The organism is Ideonella benzenivorans, from assembly GCF_020387415.1.
Taxonomy (GTDB): Bacteria; Pseudomonadota; Gammaproteobacteria; order Burkholderiales; family Burkholderiaceae_C; genus Ideonella; species Ideonella benzenivorans.
Genome location: NZ_JAGWCB010000001.1, coordinates 45,967 through 66,031 on the forward strand (window position 1 = coordinate 45,967; position 20,065 = coordinate 66,031).

The 20,065-nt window shown below is 67.6% G+C and carries 8 protein-coding genes; 7 read left to right on the top strand and 1 reads right to left on the bottom strand.

The features are described 5' to 3' along the window. Positions 1–161: 161 nt before the first annotated feature. The 5 genes from KGA65_RS00210 (at position 162) to KGA65_RS00230 (ending at position 16,862) form a co-directional block, all read left to right on the top strand. Complete coding sequence (locus tag KGA65_RS00210) at positions 162–8,435, top strand: type I polyketide synthase (RefSeq protein WP_225861126.1); 8,274 nt, start codon at positions 162–164, stop codon at positions 8,433–8,435. A gap of 37 nt (positions 8,436–8,472) precedes the next feature. Further along, positions 8,473–13,287: a type I polyketide synthase gene (locus KGA65_RS00215; protein ID WP_225861127.1), complete on the top strand. Its 4,815-nt coding sequence runs from the start codon at positions 8,473–8,475 to the stop codon at positions 13,285–13,287. Positions 13,288–13,303: 16 nt separating this feature from the next. Next, a complete protein-coding gene (locus KGA65_RS00220) occupies positions 13,304–14,386 on the top strand; it encodes an alpha/beta fold hydrolase (RefSeq protein ID WP_225861128.1) in 1,083 nt (360 codons plus the stop codon). A gap of 94 nt (positions 14,387–14,480) precedes the next feature. Then, entirely contained in the window at positions 14,481–15,827 is a 1,347-nt protein-coding gene (locus KGA65_RS00225; protein ID WP_225861129.1) for a hypothetical protein, read from the top strand. An 84-nt stretch (positions 15,828–15,911) separates the two neighbouring features. Further along, positions 15,912–16,862: an alpha/beta hydrolase gene (locus KGA65_RS00230; protein WP_225861130.1), complete on the top strand. Its 951-nt coding sequence runs from the start codon at positions 15,912–15,914 to the stop codon at positions 16,860–16,862. On the opposite strand, the gene KGA65_RS00235 is transcribed toward KGA65_RS00230, so the two are convergent. Further along, positions 16,814–17,935, bottom strand: coding sequence for a hypothetical protein (locus KGA65_RS00235; RefSeq protein ID WP_225861131.1), 1,122 nt, complete (start codon positions 17,933–17,935; stop codon positions 16,814–16,816). The two genes, KGA65_RS00230 and KGA65_RS00235, sit on opposite strands and share 49 nt — an antisense overlap. Positions 17,936–18,136: 201 nt before the next feature. Between KGA65_RS00235 and KGA65_RS00240 the strand changes: the two genes are divergently transcribed. Together KGA65_RS00240 and KGA65_RS00245 are read left to right on the top strand one after the other, a co-directional pair. Further along, positions 18,137–19,129, top strand: a complete 993-nt coding sequence (locus KGA65_RS00240; protein WP_225861132.1) for a helix-turn-helix transcriptional regulator — start codon at positions 18,137–18,139, stop codon at positions 19,127–19,129. Next, positions 19,126–20,052 carry a bestrophin family protein gene (locus KGA65_RS00245; RefSeq protein WP_225861133.1) on the top strand — a complete coding sequence of 309 codons (927 nt, stop codon included), beginning with the start codon at positions 19,126–19,128 and terminating at the stop codon, positions 20,050–20,052. Before KGA65_RS00240 ends, KGA65_RS00245 begins: the two co-directional genes overlap by 4 nt. Positions 20,053–20,065 lie beyond the last annotated feature (13 nt).

A 20,065-nucleotide genomic window follows, 5' to 3' on the forward strand; every position in this document is an offset into this window, starting at 1 on the left:
GATAGTCGCTAGAAGGGGGGCGGGGGACATTAGCACCAGACGCATATCCATCAACGGAATCCGTATCGGAGGTGGAATCCGAGCGGGTCCACTGATGGGCGTTTCTCCTATCCATCCGGCGCGCTTGGCCGACGCGTCCGGAGGTTAACCGGCCCGAAGACATGCCCAAGCCCTTGTTCACCACATTTGTCTTCACCCCCGCGGGCGCTTCCGATGCGACCCTGGCCATTGCGGCCTGCCGTGCCGGTGCCGTCGGGGTGGTTAACGCCGAATTCCAGTCCGACAGCCAGACCGTGCTGTCGATGCTGGCGGCGGTGAGCCGCTTTGCCGGCGAGGGCTATGGCTTGAAGCTGGACCGCATGGACCTGACGCTGGAGACCGCGCTGCGCTCCCCGGCGCTGGCTGGCCTGGCCTGGCTGATCGTCGAGCCCGGGGTTGCCATCTCCAGTTGGGATCTTCTGGTCCAGCTCCATGAGCGCGGCGTGCACATCCTGGTCGAGGTTTGCGCTCCGGTGTTGCCGGCGTTGCCGGCCGAGGGCGTGGTGGAGGGCTGGCTGCTCAAGGGCAATGAGGCCGGCGGCTTCGTCGGCGAAGACGCCAGCTTCATCCTGATTCAGAAGTGGCTCAAGCTCACCACCTTGCCGCTGTACCTGCGCGGAGGCGTCACCCCCCATGTGGCGGCTGCCTGCCATGCCATCGGCATGGCGGGTGTGGCCCTGGATTCGCAGTTGCTGCTGCTGGAGGATGCCGGCCCGTCCGAGGCCCTGGTGGCACTGCTGGGCAACCTGTCAGGCAACGAGGCCCAGGCCATCGGGGATGGCGAGCATGGCGAGTACATCCGCGTGCTGGTGCGTCCGGGCCACACCGCGGCGCGTCAACTGGCGGTGGAGGGGGAGGGCGCGGGCTTCGAACGCCTGAGAACCCTGGTGCAGGGCAAGATCGACTGGGTGAACCTGCGTGGCGGCCTGCTGCCGCTGGGACAGGACGTCTGCTTCGCCGGCACCTGGCGCAAGCAGTACCGCCGTCTGGGCGAGGTGCTCAAGGCCATTGATGCCGCTGTGATCGATCACCTGTCCGCCGCGGTGTCCTCGAAGGCGTTGTCCCAGGACGCGCCGCTGGCGCAGGCTCTGGGCATTCCCTATCCGCTGGTGCAGGGGCCGATGACCCGCGTCTCCGACAGCGCGGCTTTCGCACAAGCGGTCGCCGAGGGTGGGGCGCTGCCTATGCTGGCTTTTGCGCTGCTCAAGGGCGAAGCCCTGCGCAAGCTGCTGGACGAGTCCACCCAGCGCCTGGGCAACAAGCCCTGGGGCATCGGCCTGCTGGGCTTCGCACCCCAGGCCCTGCTGGATGAGCAACTGGCCATGGCGGCCGCGCACAAGCCGGCCTACGCGATCATCGCCGGCGGCCGTCCCGACCAGGCAGTGACCCTGGAAAAAGCGGGCATCCCGACCTTCCTGCATGTGCCCTCGGCCAACCTGATCCCGATGTTCGTCGGGGAAGGCGCACGCCGCTTCATCTTTGAAGGCCGCGAATGCGGTGGCCACATCGGCCCCTTGAGCAGCTTCGTGCTCTGGAGCACGATGGTCGACAAGCTGCTGGAGGAGCTGGGCAAGGGCAAGGTCGCACCGGCCGAGTTGCAGGTGCTGTTTGCTGGCGGTATCCACGACGCGGTGTCGTCCGCCTTCGTCCAGACCCTGGTGGCTCCGCTGATGGCCAAGGGTGTGAAGGTCGGCATCCTGATGGGCAGTGCCTATCTGTTCACCAAGGAAATCGTCGACAGCGGCGCGATTGTTGAGCAGTTCCAGAAGGAAGTGATCGACTGCGATCACACGGTGGCGCTGGAGTCCGGCCCGGGGCATGCCAGCCGCTGTGCCTACACCGCCTTCGCCCAGGACTTCTTCCGCCAGCGCGACCAGATGCGCGAGGCCAAGGTGCCGGTGGATGAGGCGCGCAAGGTGCTGGACGACCTGGTGATGGGCCGGCTGCGCATCGCTTCCAAGGGCACCACCCGCAGCGGTCTGAACGGCGCGCTGGAGACCCTGACGCCGGAGCGTCAGAGCGCCGAGGGCATGTACATGCTGGGTCAGGTGGCCACGCTTCGCGCCGAAGTGACCGACATCGCCACTTTGCACCGCCAAGTGACCGACGATGCCGCGGCCCTGCTGGCTGATCGTCTGGCAGACAGCCAGCCTCAGGTGGTTGCACCCGTGCCGGTGCCGCCCGCCGATGTGGCCATCGTGGGTGTGGCCACCCTGTTGCCCAAGGCAGCCGAGGCCCGGGAGTACTGGGAAAACATCCTGAAGAAGGTCGATGCGATGAGCGAGATCCCCTCGCATCGCTGGGACTGGCGTCTGTATTTCGACAGCGACCGCTACGCCAAGGACAAGATCTACTCCAAGTGGGGTGGTTTTGTGGACGACCTGGCCTTTGACCCGCTGAAGTTCGGCATGCCGCCGAAGTCGCTGGAGGCCATCGATCCGATGCAGCTGATGGCGCTGGAGGTGGCTCACCGGGCGCTGGCTGATGCGGGCTATGTGGAACGCCCCTTCGACCGCGAGCGCGCCTCGGTCATCCTGGGGGCCAGCGGCGGCACCGGGGATGTCGGCACGCAGTACGGCCTGCGGGCTGAGCTGCCGCGCTTCGCGGGCCAACTGCCCAAGGACGTGGCGGATCGTCTGCCCGAGTGGACCGAGGATTCCTTTGCAGGCATCCTGGTCAACGTCATCGCCGGGCGCATTGCCAACCGCCTGAACTTCGGCGGTGCCAACTTCACCACTGATGCCGCCTGTGGCTCTTCGCTGGCCGCCGTCTACCAGGGGGTGTCCGAGCTGACCGCTGGGCGCAGCGACTTCGTGCTGGCCGGCGGCGTGGACACGGTGCAGGGCCCCTTTGGTTTCCTGTGCTTCAGCAAGACCCAGGCGTTGTCGCCGCGTGGCCGTTGCGCGACGTTTGACCAGGAAGGCGATGGCATCGCCATCTCCGAGGGCATCGCGATGATCGCCCTCAAGCGCTTGGAAGACGCTGAGCGGGACGGCGATCGCATCTACGCGGTGATCAAGGGGGTGGGGGCCAGCAGCGATGGCAATGCCAAGGGTATGACCGCACCGCTGCCCGCGGGGCAGCTGCGGGCGATGCGCCGCGCCTACGCGCAAGCGGGCTTTGGCCCAGCCGAGGTGGGGCTGTTCGAGGCCCACGGCACCGGCACCGTGGCGGGCGACACCGCCGAGCTGGAGAGCACCAGCCAGCTGATGCGCGAGCAGGGCGTGGCGCCGCACGCGGCGGTCGTCGGCTCGGTCAAGAGCATGATCGGTCACACCAAGGCAACCGCCGGGGTGGCGGGTCTGATCAAGGCGGCCCTGGCACTGCAGCACAAGGTGCTGCCGCCGCACCTGCATGTCAAGAAGCCCAACAAGATTCTGCTGGCCGAGGACGCTCCTTTGCACGTGCTGCTGGATGCCCAGCCCTGGCTGACGAGCGATGCCACGCCACGCCGCGCCGCCTGCAGCGCCTTCGGCTTTGGCGGCACCAACTTCCACGTGGTGATGGAGGAATACACCCGGGAATACCGTCCTTGGCTGCGCTCCGCGCCGATGAACCAGTGGTCGGCCGAACTGGTGCTGCTGGCGGCCGACGACAAGGCCCAGCTGGTGGCCAAGGCTGCTGCACTGGCCGATGAGCTCCCCACGCTGGGGGCGCTGGCCCTGCGGGATCTGGCTGCGACGCTGGCATCGCAGTGGCAACCGGGCCTGGAAACCCTGGCCGTGGTGGCCAAGGACCTGGCCGACCTGACCGACAAGCTGGGCAAGGCCGTGGCCTTCCTGAATGGGCAGGTGCCGATGCTGCCGCCGGGTGTGCACCATGGTGCCGTCGGGGCCGAACCGGGCAAGGTCGCGGTGCTGTTCTCCGGCCAGGGCTCGCAGTACCCGATGATGGGCCGCGAGTTGGCGGTGGCCTTCCCTCAGTTCGCCGATGCGCTGTCCGAAGCCAATGCCGCGCTGAAGGCGCCGTTCGAGGAACGCTTCGGCCGCGGCAGCACGCTGGGCCGGTTCATCTTCCCGCCCGCGGTCTACGACGAAGAGGCACTGGATGCCGCCCGCAAAGCGCTGACCAGCACCGATGTGGCCCAGCCCGCCTTGGGCGCGATCGAAGTGGCACTGCTGCGCCTGCTCAAAGGCATGGGCTTGGCGCCCGACATGGCGGCTGGCCACAGCTATGGCGAGTTCGTCGCCCATCATGCGGCCGGGGCCTTCGGGCTGGACACGCTGATGCAGCTGTCGGCCGCGCGCGGTCGCTTCATCGTGGATGCGGCCAAGGCCGATGGGGCCGAGCTGGGCACCATGGCGGCGGTGCAGGCCCAGCGCGCTGAGGTTGACCGTCTGTTGGCGGATGTCTCGGATGTCGTGGTGGCCAACCACAATGCCCCGCTGCAGACCATCATCTCGGGCACCCGCGCGGGCGTCGAGGCCGCCATGGCCAAGATGACGGCGGCGGGCCTTGATGTCACGCCCATCCCGGTGGCTGCGGCCTTCCATTCCAAGCTGGTCGCGCCGGCCCAGTCGGCGTTGGCCGCGATGATCGAGTCCACCGACTGGCAACCGGGCCAGATGCCCGTCTACTCCAATGCCACCGGTCGTCCGCATGCGGACGACGTCGCGACGGTCAAGCGCAGCATGGCCGAACACCTGGTGCAGTCGGTCGAATTCGTGTCCGAAGTGGAGAGCATGTATGTCGACGGCGCCCGCACCTTCATCGAGGTGGGGCCCAAGGCGGTGCTGACCAAGCTGACGGCCAAGATCCTGGCCGGCCAGCCGCACACGGCGATTGCGCTGGACGACGGCTCTGGCATCGGTGGCTTCCTCAATGGCGTTGCGCAGATGCTGTGCGCGGGCCTGGACCTGGACCTGTCGGTGCTGTTCGGCCGCGACTGCCGCGTTGGCGACCCTGCGCAGCTGGCCGCGCTGCAGCGCATCGTCAGCGTGCCCAAGCACGCCTGGATGATCAATGGCAGCGGCGTGCGTCGCTTGTCGGATCCGGTGCGCCAGATCGGTGTCACGCTGGAGCAGGCCGAGACGCTCGCGCTGGCGGCACCGGCCGCTGGCCCGGCCTCGGCGGCTCATCCGGTGGCCGCAGCAGCCGCTCACCTTTCCATGCCGGTGGCGGCCACGCCCTCGGTCCCGCAGCCCGCAACCCCTTCACGTTGGAGAAGAGAGCCCCGTATGGATGAACGACGTCCCCTGCCACCGGCAGGTTCTTCCGGCGTCATGTCGGAATACTTCGAGACCATGCGCCAGTTCCTGGAAACCCAGGAACGGGTGATGGCCATGTTCGTTGGCGAAGGTGTGGCCATGCCCGCCCGCCCGTCCCGTCTGCCGCGTGCCGTGCAGCCGGTGGCCTTGGCCCGTGTGGCCGAGGTGCCGCCAGCCGCGCCTGCGGTGGTTCCGGCAGCCGTGGCGCCGATGACCCCGCCCGTGGTCGTGCCCGCGCCGGTGATGCCTGCGCCGGTGCCGGCCCCTGTCGCTGCCAAGCCCGCCCCTGTGGCCGCTCCAGTGGCTGTCGCTCCCGTGGCGGTGGCCCCGGCCGCCGGTGCGGCACTGAGCCGCGAGCAGATGGTCGACATGCTGCTGGCCATCGTCGAGGAGAAGACCGGTTACCCGCGCGACATGGTGGGTCTGGACCAGAACCTCGAGTCGGACCTGGGCATCGACTCGATCAAGCGCATCGAGGTCGTCGGTGCCATGCTGCAGAAGCTGCCCGATGGCCTGCGCGCGGCCCTGACCGAGAGCCGCAGCAAGCTCAACACCCAGCCCACGCTGAACGGCATGCTGGACATCATGGGTTCGGCCAAGAGCGGGAGCGCTGTCGCCAGCCCTTTTGATGTTGCCGAGACGGGATCAAAGGTTGCTGCCTCCGCCAGCAGCAACCACCCGCCTCGGCATGTCGTCGTGCCCGTGCACGAAGCCCTGGATGCCGATGCACTGAAGCAGCTCAAGGCCGGCCTGTTCGTCATCACCGATGACTTGACAGGCCAGGCCAAGGCCCTGGCAGGCGCCCTGCGTGAGCAGGGGCGCGAGTCCGTCCTGGTGGGACGTGATGTGCTGGGCAGTGAGTCGGCCCTGATCGAATGGGCGGCCAAGCTGCGCGAAGGTGCGCAGCCCCTGGCCGGCCTGATCCACCTGGCCGAGCTGGGCAGCGAGATGCTGCCCCCGCAAGGCTCGGTGGCCGAATGGCGCCAGCAACTGCTGGTGAACGAGAAATCGCTGTTCCTGCTGCTGCGCGAACTGTCGGCCAATCTGGGCGAGGGCGCCCATGTGATGTCGGTCAGCGCGCTGGGCGGCTATTTCAACCGTGCCGGGGCCCATGTGCCGGCCGGCCTGACCCTGCAATCCGGCGCCGCCGGGATGCTCAAGTCCTTCCACGAGGAACGTCCTGAGCTAAGGGTCAAGATCGTGGACCTGGACCCCAGCCAGTCGCCGGCGGCCCAGATCCAGACAATGATGACCGAGCTGGAAGTTGTGGGGGGCCGCCAGGAAGTGGGCTACCCCGACGGTCAGCGCACGGTCTTCAAGACCGAGGCCATGGTCGCGCCGGTGGATCCGGCCCGCATGGCCCGGCTGCAGGGCATCGTGGTGCTGGCCACCGGCGGCGCCCGCGGCATCACCGCCGAGGTGCTGCGCGAGCTGGCCCTGCCGGGCAACACCCTGGTGCTGACCGGCCGCGGCGCCTGGCCCGAGGCCGAACCGGTGGAGCAGGCCGCGCTGGCCACGCCGGAGGCCCTGCGCCAGCACTTTATCGCCCAGGTGCGCGCGGGCAAGAGCTCGCTCAAGCCGGCCGAAATTCAGAAAAAGGTGGCGGCCGTGCTGGCCGCCCGCGAAATGCGGGGCAACCGCGCCGACTTCGAACAGCGCGGGGCCAAGGTTGAATACCGCTCGGTCGACGTGGCTGACGACGCCGGCATGAAGGGCCTGATCGAGGACCTGTACGCCCAGTTCGGCGCCGTCCACGGCGTGCTGCACGGCGCCGGTGTGATTGAGGACAAGCTCCTGGTGGACAAGGCCTCGGACAGCTGGGACCGCGTGGTGAACACCAAGGTCATCGGCCTGCTGCTGCTGCAGAAGTACCTGCGTGCCGAGTCGCTGCGCTTCTTGACGGTGTTCAGCTCGGTGGCGGGCCGGTACGGCAACAGCGGCCAGTCCGACTACGCCACCGCCAACGAACTGATGAACCGCCTGTGCTGCCAGCTCTACCGTCGCTGGGGTGGGCAGGTCAACGTCAACGCCCTGTGCTGGGGACCGTGGGGCCCGACGATGTTCGGCGCCGGCATGGTCACCGCCGAGACCGAGGCCAAGTTCGCCGAGAAGGGCGTCTACCTGGTGACGGCGGCCGACGGTCGTCAGCTGCTCAAGGACGAGCTGCTGCGCACCGACGACACCTACGTCGAGATCATCTGCGGCGCAGGCCCCTGGGAGCAGCGCGAGGCCGATCTGGGCAGCGTGCAGCTGCAGGCGCCTGCGGTGCCCGGCAAGGTGCTGGGTGCGCTGCTCGGTGCTGCGGAGATGATGACCCTGCCGATGGGCGGTCAGGTGGTGAGCTTCGCCATCGACGCCAACCATGCCTACCTGCAGGAACACCGCATCGATGCGACCCCGGTGCTGCCGGCGGCCGTGGCGCTGGAACTGCTGTCCCAGGCCGGCCACGCGCTGTGGCCGGGCTGGCGCGTGGTCGAGGTCAAGGACTTCCGCCTGATGAAGGGCGTGGAGCTCAAGGAGGCCGTGCGCCGCTTTGACATCGTGATCAACCCGCCGCCCTATGGCAGTGCGGAGGGCTTCGAGGTCAACGCCACGCTGCAGAGCGAGCAGCAGGGCGGCAAGACGGTGGTGCACTACAAGGCCGTGCTGCGCCTGGAGCAGCGCCTGCCCGAGGGCTTTGCCCATCCGGTGCGGGCGCGTTTCGAGAAGAAGCTGCCGGTGGCCCAGGCCTACGACCAGTTCCTGTTCCACGGGCCGCGCTTCCAGGTGATGACGGCGCTCAAGGGCCTGTCGGCCGATGCCGCCGCCGCGGCCGTGGTGCCCAGCGCACCGCACAGCTGGCTGCGCGGCGTGCCGGCCGAGCACGACCACTGGGTCTTCGACCCAGCGGTGATCGACGCCGGTCCGCAGCTGGCCATCGTCTGGTCACGCGAGTTCCGCAACGAGACCTGCTTGCCGACGCGCTTCGGCCGGGTGGTCCGCTTTGTGGACACGCTGCCCGAGCAGATGACGATGGAACTGGAGGTGGTGCCGCTGGACGATGCCGGCCTCGTGGGCGCCAACGTCTACTACACCAATGCCGCCGGTGAGGTGGTGATGATGATCGAGGACATGCAGTGCATCGCCAGCCAGGCCCTCAATCGGCTGGGCGGCACCGCCGGTCAGCAGCCCAGCAAGTCGTCGGTGTGAGTTCGTTGCCATGACCGATCTTTCCCAAGGAGTCCCCGTGAGCGGGAACGCATCCACCCCGGCGCCTGTCGCCATCATCGGTATGGCCTGCATGTACCCGCAGGCCCCCAATCTGCAGGCGTTCTGGCGCAACATCATCGGCGGGGTGGACGCGATCTCCGAGCCGGTGGATTCCTGGGATGCCCAGCGCTATCTGGACAGCGGTCGCATCAAGACGCCCTACGGCGGCTACCTGAGGGATCTGTACCGCTTCGACCCGCGTGAGTTCGGCATCATGCCGAGCTCGCTGGACGGCGGTGAGCCGGACCAGTTCTTGGCCCTGAAGGTGGCAGCCGAGGCCTTGAAGGACGCGGGCTACCTCGATCCGTCTTACGACCACCGCGACACCGGCATCGTGCTGGGCCACAGCACCTACCTGCACCGCGGGCAGGGCACGCTGATCCAGAACCACATCGTGGTCGATCAGACGCTGGAGATCCTGCAGGCGGCCTGTCCCCACCTGGGGCCGGAGCAGCTGGAATCGGTGCGCACGCTGCTGGTCAAGAAGCTGCCGGCGGCCACGCCCGACATCGCCCCGGGCCTGGTGCCCAATGTGATGACTGGCCGCATCGCCAACCGCCTGAACCTCAAGGGCCCCAACTACCTGGTGGATGCGGCCTGCTCGTCCTCGCTGCTGGCGGTCAACGCTGCCATCGATGAGCTGCGCCTGGGGCGCAGCAAGCTGATGATCGCGGGCGGCGTCAACGCCTCCCTGCCGGCTGAGGTGGCGGTGATCTTCACCCAGCTCGGCGCCCTCAGCGGCCGTGGCAAGGTACGTCCGTTTGAAAAGGGCAGCGACGGCACCCTGCTGGGCGAAGGCCTGGGCATCGTGGTGCTGAAGCTGCTGGACGAGGCGCTGGCCGATGGCGACCGCATCTATGCGGTGCTGCGTGGCGTGGGCCAGTCCAGTGACGGCCGGGGCACCGGTCTGCTCGCGCCCAGCATGGAAGGCGAATCGCTGGCGGTGCAACGCGCCTATGCCGAAAGCCGCGTGGACCCGTCCACGGTCGGCCTGGTGGAGGCCCATGGCACAGGCATCCCGCTGGGCGACAAGACCGAGATCGCCTCGCTCAAGTCGGTGTTCGGCGCGCGCACGGCGGCGCAGGGCAGCATCGCCCTGGGCTCGGTCAAGTCCATGATCAGCCACACCATCCCGGCGGCGGGCATGGCTGGGCTGATCAAGGCATCCCTGGCCCTGCACCACAAGGTGCTGCCGCCGATGCTCTGCGGCGAGGTCAACCCCGAGCTGGGCATCGACGACACCACGCTGTACGTCAACAACGAAGCGCGGCCCTGGATCACGCCGCAGGGCGCCCCGCGCCGCGCCGGGGTGAACTCCTTTGGTTTCGGTGGCATCAACACCCATGCCGTGCTGGAAGAGGCGCCCGTGGCCGCCGCTAAGCCGGCGCGCTGCCTGCCCTGGCCGTCCGAGCTGTGCGTGCTGGCGGCTGATACCACCGAAGCCCTGGTCGAGCGCATCGCGCAGGTCCAGGCTTGGCTCACGGCCCGCACCGATCTGTCGATGGGCGACATCGCCGCTTCCCTGGCTGGTCAGGTGGGCGAGGGCGCTTGTCGCCTGGCCATCGTTGCCAGCGACGCCGCCGGGCTGAACAAGCAGCTGCAACAGGCCCTCAAGAAGCTGGGCAGCGGTGGCGCCACTTCCTGGGCCACCCGCGGCGGCATGTTCTACAGCGCACAGCCGCTGGAGGGTAAGCTGGCCTTCATCTTCCCGGGTGAAGGCTCGCAGTACAGCGCGATGCTGTCGGACATGGCCCAGTGCTTCGACGATGTGCGCGACTGGCTGGACTTCTGGTGCGGCCTGTACCCCGATGTGCCGGGCGAGCGTCGCACCGACATCGCCTTCCCGCCGCCTACCGGGCTGAGCGAGGAGCGCCGGGCTGAGCTCGAGCGGCGCATGCATGACATGGACGTCGGCTCCGAGGCCGTGTTCGTCGGGGCCCAGGCGCTCAACGCCCTGCTGGGCACGATGGGTGTGCAGCCTGACGTGATGCTGGGTCACAGCTCCGGCGAGTCGTCGGCCCTGGCGGCTTCGGGGGCCATTCCGGCCGCCTCGTCGCAGGAGCTGGCGGAGTTCATCCGCGAGCTCAACCGCGTCTACCGCGAAGAGCTGGCCAACGGCTCGATCCCGACCGGCGCGCTGCTGGCCGTGGGCGCCATGGACCGGCCCAGTCTGGACCAGCACCTGGCCGAGAGCGGCCCGGGCGTGGTCGTGGCCATGGACAACTGCGCCAACCAGGTGATCTTGTATGGGGACGTCGACGTGATGGCCACGCTGCAGCAGCGCCTGACCCAGGCCGGCGCCATCTGCATGCCGCTGCCCTTTGACCGCGGTTACCACACGCCGGCCTTCGACACCGTCACCAAGGCCTTCCTGAAGTATTACAAGGCCATCAAGCTGGGCTCGCCCCGCGTGCCGCTGTACTCCTGCGCCACCACTGGCCTGTTCCCGGATGGCGCCACGGCCATCCGCCAGACGGCGGCGTCGCAGTGGTCCACCACCGTGCGCTTCCGAGAGACGATCCAGAAGATGCACGACGAGGGCGTGCGCTGGTTCATCGAGGTCGGCCCCTCGGCCAACCTGACCGCCTTCGTGAACGACATCCTGGCCGGGCGCGAGTATGTGGCCGTGGCCACCAACCAGCGCAAGCGCCCGGGCGTGGACCAGTTCCTGATGGTGCTGGGCCAGCTCTGGGTCAACCGCAAGCCGGTATCGCTGGGCAAGCTGTTCGAGCAGCGCGCGCTCGCGCAGGTGCCGCTGGGCGATCTGTCGGTGCCCAAGGCCAAGGGCATTCTGCTGAACAACACCATGCCGCAGATGCACCTGACTGAGGCGGAGCGCGTCCAGTTGGGGACGCTGGCCGCCCCCGCGGTGGTGCAGGCGGTGGCCGGACCTGCCGAATCGACCGTTGCAGCAGTGCCCGCCGTATCGACAGAACCTGCCTTCGCCGCGGCCTCTGTGGAAGCCACTGAGGATGCCGAGTTGGCACTGCGCCAGCAGGTCATGGGCGAGTATTTCGACGTGATGCGGGGTTTCCTGGCCCAGCAGCAGTCGGTGATGAACCGTTTTCAGCCCGAGACCTTCGACGGCGAAGGGGCTGCGGCCGTGGACCCGGTCGCCGCCGCCACGGGCTTCCTGGACGAGATCGTCGAGCAGGACGCCGAGCATCTGGTGGCCCGCAGTGCGCTGAGCCTGGCGCGCGACAACTTCCTGCGCGACCATGTGCTGTCGGGGCGGGTGGATCCCCAGGACGCGGTGCTGGGTTTGTCCTGTGTGCCCATGATGGTCAGCCTGGAGATCATGGCCCAGGCCTGCGCGGCCCTGGCCGGCAGTGTCAACATCACCGTGATCGAGCATGTCCGTGCCTTCGACTGGATCGCGCTGGATGATGGCGAGGTGGAGCTGACCGTCGAGGCCCGCGTGGTCGACGCGACGCAGCAGCGCTATGCGGCGGTGCTGTCCGGTCCCTCGGGCAAGCTGGTCAGTGGCGAGTTCCTGTTCCAGCCGGTCTGGCAACTGCCCGGCCTGACGCCCCTGACCGAATGGCGCAATTCGCTGTGGAATGACGAGGAGCTCTACACCTGCGGCATGTTCCATGGCCCGGTGTTCCAGAGCATCACCCACATCGACGGCTGGGACGACGCTGGCATCGATTGCCAGCTCTCGCCGGTGAGTCTGCGCGACTTCTTTGTGCCGGGCCAGCCCACCCAGCTGGTGCTCAACCCGGTGCTGCTGGACGCCATGGGCCAGCTGGCGGCCTACTGGATCGCCCAGTTCGTGGGCACGGATTTCAACTGCTTCCCGTCGACCATCGACCGGATCGAGCTCTACACGCCCTGTCCGGCCGATCTGCCACAGCTGCGCCTGCTGGCACGCCAGCATTCGTTGGATCCCTCGAGCAATGCGGTGACGGCACCGCGGGCCTGGCAGTTCGAGTGCCTGGACGCGCAAGGGCAACCGCTGGTGCGGGTGCACAACCTGGTGAACGTCTTCTTCGCGGTGCCGAATCGCTTCTACCAGGTCCGACGTGACCCCTTGAACGGCTGGCTGGGGCAAGCCATGTCCGCTGGGGCCGAGCGCGGCACGTTGGTGTGGGCGCTGGAGCACCTGCCGGAGGACTTCTGCAGCCAGTCGGCCAACATCTTCCTGCGCATCCTGGCCCACATCTACCTCGGTGCCGAGGAGCGGGAGGCGTGGGCCGCGTTGACGGGCAACACCCGCCACAAGCGGCAGTGGCTGCTGGGCCGCGCCTGCATCAAGGAGGCCGTGCGCTACTGGATCGCCCAGCAGACCGGGGAGTGGCTGTACTCGTCCGAGATCGTGGTCCGGCATGACGCGCTGGGGGCGCCCTGGGTGGACGGCGAGTGGCGGGATCGGCTGATCGCCGCGCCGGAGATCTCGCTCACCCACAACGATTGGGGCAGCGTGGTGGCGGTGAACCCACCGCAGGTGCCGGTCGGGGTCGATGCCGAGCAATGGGGCCGCATCCGCAGCCCGGAACTGTTCGCCGCCTCGCTGAGCGAGCAGGAACGCTCGGCGCTTGGCGCGATTCCTGCTGGGCAGCACAGCGAGCATCTGCTGGCCTTGTGGTGCGCCAAGGAAGCGGCGGCGAAGTGTCTGGGAACGGGCTTGCAGGGACAGCCGGAGAAATTCGAGGTTCGGTTTCTGGATGCCGCGGGGCAGAATGCTCAGGTGATGCACGACACGATGCAGGTGGAGGTGTCGTTGTATCGGGATGCGCAATCCGTGATCGCCTTGGCAGTCGAGCAGAGCCACCGCGCCGAGCTGTCCTGAGGTGGAGTAAGCCGTCATGCCTGTCGCACAAGTCCATGGTGTGCGTCTGAACTATGTTCAGATGGAGCCGCAGAACGCCGAGGGTGAGGTCGAAGACCTCGTGATGGTGCACGGTCTCGCCACCAATCTGGCATTTTGGTATTTCCACTATGCCCCGGTGTTTTCACAGCGCTTTCGCGTCACCCTGTACGACCTGCGGGGCCATGGCCGCTCCGAGATGACGCCCGGCGGCTACACGCCGCCCCAGCAGGCCCAGGACCTGCTGGCCTTGCTGGACCATCTGGGCATCGAGAAAGCGCATTTCCTGTCGCACAGCTATGGCGGCGTGATCACCCTCAACGCCGCTTGCCAAGCCCCTGAGCGGTTTCGCAGCCTGGTGCTGGCCGACACCCACATCGCGGCCGCCCGGCACCAGCGTCAATGGGAGGCCGGGCAGTTCGGCGAGGAGATGCAGGCCATCCTCCACGCCCACAACATCCATCTGGACACGCGGGACCCGTACTTTGGCTACAAGCTGCTGACCGAGGTGGCGCATCTGCAGCTGCGCAGCGAGGAGGTGCCGCCGGCCCTGGCCGAGCTGGTGAGCCCCTTCATCGGCAAGTACGGCAACCGAACCGCCAGCCAGTGGATCCGCTTGATGGACCAGACCGATGCAGGCCAGGAGCTGATGGGGGCCGACGACGGGCTGCGCCTGGACGCCTTGCGCAAGCTGAGCTTCCCGATCATGGCGATGTATGGCGACCATTCGCAGGCGCGGCTGACTGGCCGGGAACTGCTGCAGGTCTGGAGCCATGCGGTGTTTCGGCGGGTGCCCGATGGGGGGCACTTCTTTCCCTCGTCACGGCCCAAGGAACTGATCCACGGCTGCGAACGCTTCTGGGGCGGGGAGTTCCAGGCCCGACCTCGCCAACGGGCAGGCGAGATTCAGAAGAACTACTTCCGCTGCGACCGGATCATCCAGTCCGGCGATGCTTGGTATTTCATGACACGTGAACAGGCCCGTGTGGGGCCGGCCGCCAGCCGGGAGGAGGCCGAGCAGTTGCTGGCCTCCTTCATGGCGGCCATGGCAACGGAAGAACAGAGTGCGGCGGCCGTCTAACAAGCTGGGAACGTATCCGGGATTCAGCCAGCGTGATTTCCGATTGATCGCGCACGGGGGGTTTGGCGACGGACTGAATGCCTATGCGCACTCGATGGCCTACTACAAGGACCATCTCTACGTCGCGACCACTCGGGGCAATTTCCCCTTCATGAAGGCCCGGTTGCCGATCGGCATGGACGTGTGGCCGGTCGAGTGTCCGGAGAGCCCCTTCGATCTCGACATGCACGCCGAGATCTGGCGCTACACGCCTGCCGAGAACAGCTGGGAGAAGGTGTTCAAGGCGCCGACGATCATTGGCAGCCACGGCAAGCCCATTCCCCGGGAACTGGGCTTTCGCGGCATGGTGGTCTACCAGCCCACGCCCGCGGCAGAGCCTGAGCTGTTCGTGAGCACCTGGTCCCCTGCCCGTGGGCCGGGCCCGAACATCCTGCGGTCTACCGATGGCCGGCATTTCGAGCCGACCTGCGAGCCGGGCTTGGGCGGGTTGCCGGTCACCACCATCCGCACCATGGTGCCGTTCAAGGGCCGCATGTTCACCACGCCAGCGGGCTCACGCGGCGGCAACCCGAACGTCTCGGCCCACTCGGTGGTCTACGAGAGCACCGACCCTGGCAGCGGCGAGTGGGAACCGGTGTCCGACTTCGGTTTTGGTGACGCGGGCAACAAGACCATCTTCGAGATGGCCGGTTTCGGCGACCACCTTTACGTGGGCACCTTCAACCTGGAAGGTTTCCAGATCTGGCGCAGCACGGTGGACGGCCCCAAGCCCTACCTTTGGGAAAAGGTGGTCGAGAAGGGCGCCTATCGCGGGCCGCTGAATCAGTGCGTGCTGAGCCTGTATCCGTTCAAGGGCCATCTCTACGTGGGCGGTGGCATCCAGGGCGGTGGGGTCGACACGCAGAACCGCATCGGTCCGGCGCCGCCGGAGATGATCCGCATCGCGCCGGATGGCCACTGGGACCTGCTGGTGGGCGAGAGCCGCGACACGCCGATCGGCCGCAAGGAAGCCCTGTCGGGCTGGCTGCCGGGCTTCGACAACTTCTTCAACGGCTATTTCTGGCGCATGTGCGCGCACGAGGGCTGGCTCTACATGGGCACCTTCGAGTGGAGTTCGGTGCTGGGCTATGCCAACCGCCGGCGCTGGCCGCCCGCTTTCACCAACATCGTCAACAAGCTGACGCCCGAGTTCCTGATGGAACATTCCTGCGGTTTCGACCTCTATCGCAGCTATGACGGCGTGAACTGGGTGCCGGTGACCACCAATGGCATGGGCAATCCGTACAACATGGGGCTGCGCACGCTGGTGTCCACGCCACACGGCATGTTCATCGGCACGGCCAACCCCTTCGGGCCCAAGATCATGCCGCTGGGAGGGGACCGGTATGTGCCGAATCCGCGCGGGGGCTGCGAGGTCTTTCTGGCTTCTTCCGGAGACTGAAACTCACATGTCCGTGTCAACCGCCAAGCCATGCCCCCGCGTTGGACGTGGCATGTGCAACACCATCCTGTGCAGGGGAACACCATGCAAGACCGTAGCAAACGATGGGTTCTGGCCGCATTGGGAGGCCTGCTGGTGACGCCGGTCTTCGGGGGGCCGCTGCGCGATGCGATCATGGACCGCATGCTGTCCCGTCGTCTGGAGGCCTTGCAGGACAGCGGTGAGTTCGGGGAGGGCAAGTCCGAGCCCTTGACGCTGCCGTCCTTCGTCAAGGGGCAGTTGGACATCAACTATGGATCGGATCCCGCCCAGCGTCTGGACGTGTATCTGCCCGCCAACCGCAGTGGCAATGCGCCGCTGCCGGTGATCTTCATGGTGCACGGCGGTGCCTGGATGATCGGGGACAAGTCCACCAGCAATGTGGTGATGAACAAGATCACCCACTGGATTCCCAAGGGCTATGTCGTCGTCTGCCCCAACTACCGGCTGCTGCCGAAGGCGGATGTGCTGGCCCAGGCGGACGACGTCGTCAACGCCCTGGTCTATGCCCAGAAACACGCGGCCGACTGGGGCGGCGACCCCACCCGCTTTGTGCTGATGGGGCACTCGGCCGGGGCCCATCTGGTGTCGCTGATCGCGTCCGACCCCGGCATGGCCTTGGGCAAGGGGGCACGGCCCTGGCTGGGCACAGTGTCGCTGGACAGTGCGTCCATGGATGTGCCCCGCACCATGGAAGACAAGCACTACAGCTTCTATGACAAGGTGTTCGGCAGCGACCGCAATTTCTGGCGCCAGACCTCCCCCATCGACCGTCTGCGCAAGGCGCCCGCACCGTTCATGCTGGTGTGTTCCACCAAGCGGTCCGATTCCTGTCCGCAGGCGCGCAGTTTTGCGGACCGGGTGATGTCCCTGGGCGGCAAGGCCACGGTGCTGCCGCTGGACATGACCCATGCCGACGTCAACAAACGCCTGGGTGAGGCCGGGGCTTACACCGAGGCGGTGGACAGCTTCCTGCACGGCATCGGCCTGAACTGAACTGGCGTCGCCGCAGCGACGTCGTCCACCCGACCCCGGCTGCCCAGGGCCCAGCCCTCGGTGGCGGCTGCTTGGGCATGGCCGCACAGGCGCCGCCCGCTCAAGCCCAGGGTGACGGCCGAGTCGAGCAGCCGGTCGATGTCGGCCTGGCTCAGCGCTTGGGCAAGACGCCGCCATCGGCGCACCACGCGCTCGTCGCACCAGGCATCTTCCAGACGCTCCCGCAGGGTCTGGGCATCCAGCGGGCGTCCCGCCTGCCAGACCCGGGGCAGCAGCCCACCGACGAAGACCCGAAAGGCCGGACGGGCCGTCTCGGGCAGCAGGGTGGCGAAGCGGTTCATGCGCTGGCTCCAGCCATCCAACTCCACCTGCAACGTGACCCAGGCCTGCAGACCCTGGACCGGATTCAACACACGCACCCGGTTGGGCGGCAGAGCGCGCAAGGGCAGGGTGGCCGCCTGTTCCGGTGCCAAGGGCGTGGCCAGTGAGATCAGGGTGGCCAGGCGGTCCCACTCGGCCGCGCTCAACTGCTGGCACAGGCCGTCTTCCGCGGCACGAGCCTGCGCTGCGGTGGCTTGGGCCGTCGCCAGGTCCAGGCCTTCCAGCACCTTTGCCACCCGTTCAGAGAGCATCACCAGGTTGCCCGCGGCATAGCCAGCAGCCTGGTTCAGCCGGACCACCCGGCCCTGTCCGGCGGCGAGGGCCTCCCGGGCGACCGGGCACCGGGGCGTGACGAGTTGGGCCAGGAAGCGGGGCGTGACCAGCAGTTCCTCGAAGGCCAGGTTGCGCTCCCAGGCCTCCAGGCGCAGGCCCAGCCAGAGGGGCACGCCAGCGTGGGCGGCCAGCGTGCGGCGGGCAAAGGCGCGCCGCCCTGCCTGCCAACCCTGGCGAACCGGATGCCCGGGCAGCAGGTGCCGGGGCGGCGGCACCTGGCCGTGGCGGGCGTGGTCCCAGCCGATGCCGTAGCCGGTCTGGAAGGACGGATCGGCGATCTCCGCGGCGTCGGCCGGACGGGGGCGGCCAACAGGCGCGGTGACGGGCAGTTCGTCGAAAGCGAAAGAGGTCTGGGCCATGGTGAGTGCTCCTTGGCAAGGTCTCGTCGGCGGTTCGGCCCGCCGGGCGGGTGGCGGACCCCATGTCCGTCAGCCTGGAGGTCAGTGTGCGAGGCCATGAGCTCATGGCGTGAGCCTTGAAACCTCATTTCGCGGCCCTGCCGGCGGAAGGAAATCCCCTCTTTTGGGGTAAGCTGATGGCTCATCCCATGAGCTGAGAACATGAACCGGACCGAACGCTTCTACCGCATCGAACTGCTGATCAAGAGCCGCGGCGGGGTCAATTTCGAGACCCTGATGGACGAGCTGGAGGTGTCGCGCGCCACGCTCAAGCGTGACCTGCAGTACCTGCGCGACCGGATGGACGCCCCCATCGTCTATGACCGGTTCGACAACCTCTACAAGTTCGAAGGGGAGGCCGCCCTGGGCGAGACGGCCCACCAGTTGCCGGGGGTCTGGTTCAGCGAATCGGAGATCCTGGCCTTGCTGACCATGCACCAGCTGATCGCCGGGCTGGATGAAGGCGGGGTGCTGGGGCGGCATCTGCAGCCGCTGCTGGACAAGCTCAACGGCATGCTGGGCACCACGGCGTCCGAGTCCAAGGAGCTGATGAAGCGGGTCAAGATCGTCCATCCGGCCCGCCGGCCCGTGCCCAGCCGCTGGTTCGAGGCGATCGGCAGCGCCCTGCTGAAGCGCCGCCGGCTCGACATCGTCTATTTCACCCGGGCCAAGCAGAGCGAATCGCAGCGCGAGGTGTCGCCGCAGCGCCTGATCCACTACCGCAACACCTGGTACCTGGATGCCTGGTGCCACCAGAGCGATGGCCTGCGCCGCTTCGCGCTGGATGCGGTGCGCTCGGCCAAGGTGCTCGACAGCCGGGCCAAGGACGTGGCGGTGAAGACGGTCGAGACCGAGCTGGACAGTGGCTACGGCATCTTCAGTGGCAAGGCCGTCCAGTGGGCGAACCTGGTGTTCACGCCCGAGGCGGCCCAGTGGGTGTCTCTGGAGGAATGGCACCCGCGGCAGACGCTGCGCACCCTGGCCGATGGCTGCCTGGAGATGAAGCTGCCGTTTGCGGACGCGACCGAGCTGGCCATGGACATCCTGCGGCATGGGCCCCAGGTGAAGGTGACGGCCCCGGCGGCGCTGGCGCGCCAGGTGGCACAGCGGCTGCGCGAAGCGGCGGCCCAGTACCCGCAAGCCGCCGGCAAATGATCGTTCGCGAGCGGCCGCACGGCCTGGCGCTGTTCTTCATCTTGCGTGGCTCGGTGCTGCCCAGCATCCTGCCCGCCTTGGCGGTGAATGTGCTGTTCGCCGTGCTGGTCACGGGGGTGCATGGCGAGTTCCTGGACCACAAGATCGAAGTCACCACGGCACCGTTCTCGCTGATCGGCCTGGCGCTGGCGATCTTCCTGGGCTTTCGCAACAGCGCGGCCTATGACCGCTACTGGGAAGGCCGCAAGCTCTGGGGCGAGATGGTCCACGCCTGCCGCAGCTGGGCCCGGGGCGTGATGACCTATCCTGCGCCGGGCGAGGCCTCGGCCGGCCCGAGCCGGCGGCAACTGGTGATGACCGTGGCCGCCATGGTCCACGCCCTGCGGCACCAACTGCGTGGCAGTTCGGCCCGGGGTGATCTGGCCCGCTGTCTGGACGAGGCCGCCGCTGCGCGGCTGGCGGGCAAGCGCAATGTGCCGGCCGCCTTGTTGCAGGAAGCCGGACAGGGCCTGGGGCAGTGGGTGCGCGAGGGGCGGCTGGAACCCCAGTTGGCCGCCACGATGGAAAACCGGCTGGCCGAGCTGGCCGGCTGTGCGGCCGGCTGTGAGCGCATCGCCAGCACGCCCATCCCCTTCGCCTACACGCTGCTGCTGCACCGCACGGCCTACATTTACTGCTTCCTGCTGCCGTTCGGCCTGGTGGACACCCTGCATGGCCTGACGCCGCTGGTGGTGGGGCTGGTGGCCTACACCTTCTTCGGGCTGGATGCGCTGGGTGACGAGATCGAAGACCCCTTTGGCACCCAGCTGAACCACCTGCCGTTGGACGCGCTCTGTGTCACCATCGAAACCAGCCTGCGCGAGGCCTTGGGGGAGACCGATCTGCCACCCGCCCCCCAGCCTGTGCGCTATGTCCTGACCTGATTGTGAACCCTGA

Coding starts and splice junctions, on each gene's coding strand:
- KGA65_RS00210 (WP_225861126.1), top strand. CDS start 162: ATGCCCAAGCCCTTGTTCACCACATTTGTCTTCACCCCCGCGGGCGCT.
- KGA65_RS00220 (WP_225861128.1), top strand. CDS start 13,304: ATGCCTGTCGCACAAGTCCATGGTGTGCGTCTGAACTATGTTCAGATG.
- KGA65_RS00225 (WP_225861129.1), top strand. CDS start 14,481: ATGGCCTACTACAAGGACCATCTCTACGTCGCGACCACTCGGGGCAAT.
- KGA65_RS00230 (WP_225861130.1), top strand. CDS start 15,912: ATGCAAGACCGTAGCAAACGATGGGTTCTGGCCGCATTGGGAGGCCTG.
- KGA65_RS00235 (WP_225861131.1), bottom strand. CDS start 17,935: ATGGCCCAGACCTCTTTCGCTTTCGACGAACTGCCCGTCACCGCGCCT.
- KGA65_RS00240 (WP_225861132.1), top strand. CDS start 18,137: ATGAACCGGACCGAACGCTTCTACCGCATCGAACTGCTGATCAAGAGC.
- KGA65_RS00245 (WP_225861133.1), top strand. CDS start 19,126: ATGATCGTTCGCGAGCGGCCGCACGGCCTGGCGCTGTTCTTCATCTTG.